The organism is Pseudomonas sp. SDO55104_S430 (assembly GCF_054070595.1).
This window is the reverse complement of record NZ_JBSVXG010000454.1, coordinates 1-1653: the sequence shown is the minus strand read 5'-3', so window position 1 is coordinate 1653 and position 1653 is coordinate 1. Positions and strand designations below refer to the sequence as shown.

The window sequence follows — 1653 nt, the reverse complement described above, 5'->3', positions numbered from 1 at the left end:
TGTAGGAGCGAGGCTTGCCCGCGAAGGCGTCATCAGCAACGCAACAGAACCCAAGGGTGGACTAGACTTGATTGAGCACCGTTCACCACCGGCCTCCCTCGAGCCCGTGGGCTGCAACAGGAGCCCGTCATGCTGCACATCAGAACACCCCTGATCCTCCATCCGGACCTCTCGACGCCGTCCCGCCGAATCTGGCTCAAGCTGGAAAACCTGCAACCCGGCGGTTCCTTCAAGGTGCGCGGCATCGGTTTGTTGTGCAGCCAGGCGGTGGCGCAGGGCAAGCGCAAGGTGATCTGTCCTTCCGGTGGCAACGCCGGTTTTGCGACCGCCGTGGCCGCCGCCCGCCTTGGGCTGAAAGCTTGCGTGGTGGTGCCGCACACCACCCCCGAATCCACCCGCGCGCGCATCCAGAAAACCGGCGCCGAAGTGATCGTCCACGGCAAGGTCTGGGACGAGGCCAATCAGAAGGCCAAGGAACTGGCGAAGGGTGCGGACACCGAATACGTACCAGCCTTCGACCACCCGGTGCTGTGGCAAGGGCACAGCACGATGATCGATGAAATCATCGAAGACTGTCCGCAGTTCGACGCCATCGTCACCTCGGTCGGCGGCGGTGGCTTGCTGGCGGGAATCCTCACCGGACTGATCCGTCACCAGCGCATGGACTGCCGGATCGTCGCCTGCGAAACCGAAGGCGCGGCGTCCTTCGCCGCTGCCGTCAGCGCCGGGCATCCGGTCAAGCTGCCGCGCATCGACACCGTCGCCCGGTCCCTTGGCGCATCATTGGTGGCCGAATGGCCGGTAAAACATATCCTCGACTTCGACCATCAGTGCGTGGTGCTCAGTGACGAGCAGGCAATCATGGGCGTGGTGCGCTACGCCAGCGACCTGCGCCAACTGGTCGAACCCGCCTGCGGCGTTTCACTGGCCATCGCCTATCTGGACCACCCGGCCATTGCCGGTGCCCATGACGTGGTGATTGTGGTGTGTGGCGGGGTGAGCATCAGCGCGCAATTGGTAAGCGGCTGGTCACGTTGAATGCAGCTCTACTGTAGGAGCGAGCATGCTCGCGATGGTCGCCAACGATAACGCTGGGCAACTGTTGCCCCGCGTCGTTCTTGAGGCCATCGCGAGCATGCTCGCTCCTACAGGGTTCTTTAGTGATTGGCGACTACATCGTCATGCACGAGGATGGCCTGGGCCAGTTCTTCATCGCTTGCGTTGACGAGGTTGGGATTGTCCTGCCGGAGTTTCTCGAACACCGATTCCAGATACGCGCCGCGAATGGCACCGCCACTGGCCACGAAGCTGGAGGCGTCATCCCGGGCAGGAACCACGAGTTTGTGATCCTTGAAAGTGGAATAAAGGGACGCGGAAACGCCAGCCGAAGTGGCGACATCACCCGCATCCACATCGGCCAATGCAGAGCCGACAGGTAAACACAGCAGCAGGGAAGAAACGATAATCAGACGGCGCATGATGGTGTCCTCTGAAGCGTGCAGCAAAAAGGAAGTACCTCATCTTTTCAGATGCGTGCGGCTCGCCGAGAGTTCCCTGGCAATTCAGATGGGCCCGAGTGGCAGGACTTTGTGGGAGCGGGCTTGCTCGCGAAGGCGGTGTCTCAGGCAATGATGTCGTCGACTGACACACCCT

General features: G+C 61.7%; 2 protein-coding genes. One reads left to right on the top strand and one right to left on the bottom strand.

From position 1 onward, the window contains the following. Positions 1-129: 129 nt before the first annotated feature. Positions 130-1038 (top strand): pyridoxal-phosphate dependent enzyme, encoded by a 909-nt coding sequence (locus tag ACW9JE_RS30630; RefSeq protein ID WP_224536420.1) that lies wholly within the window; start codon positions 130-132, stop codon positions 1036-1038. A 119-nt stretch (positions 1039-1157) separates the two neighbouring features. Here the strand turns inward: ACW9JE_RS30630 and ACW9JE_RS30625 are convergent, their stop codons facing one another. Further along, the gene (locus tag ACW9JE_RS30625; RefSeq protein WP_457434891.1) at positions 1158-1478 is read right to left on the bottom strand and encodes a DUF2388 domain-containing protein; all 321 of its coding nucleotides are present in this window, start codon (positions 1476-1478) and stop codon (positions 1158-1160) included. Positions 1479-1653: the final 175 nt, after the last annotated feature.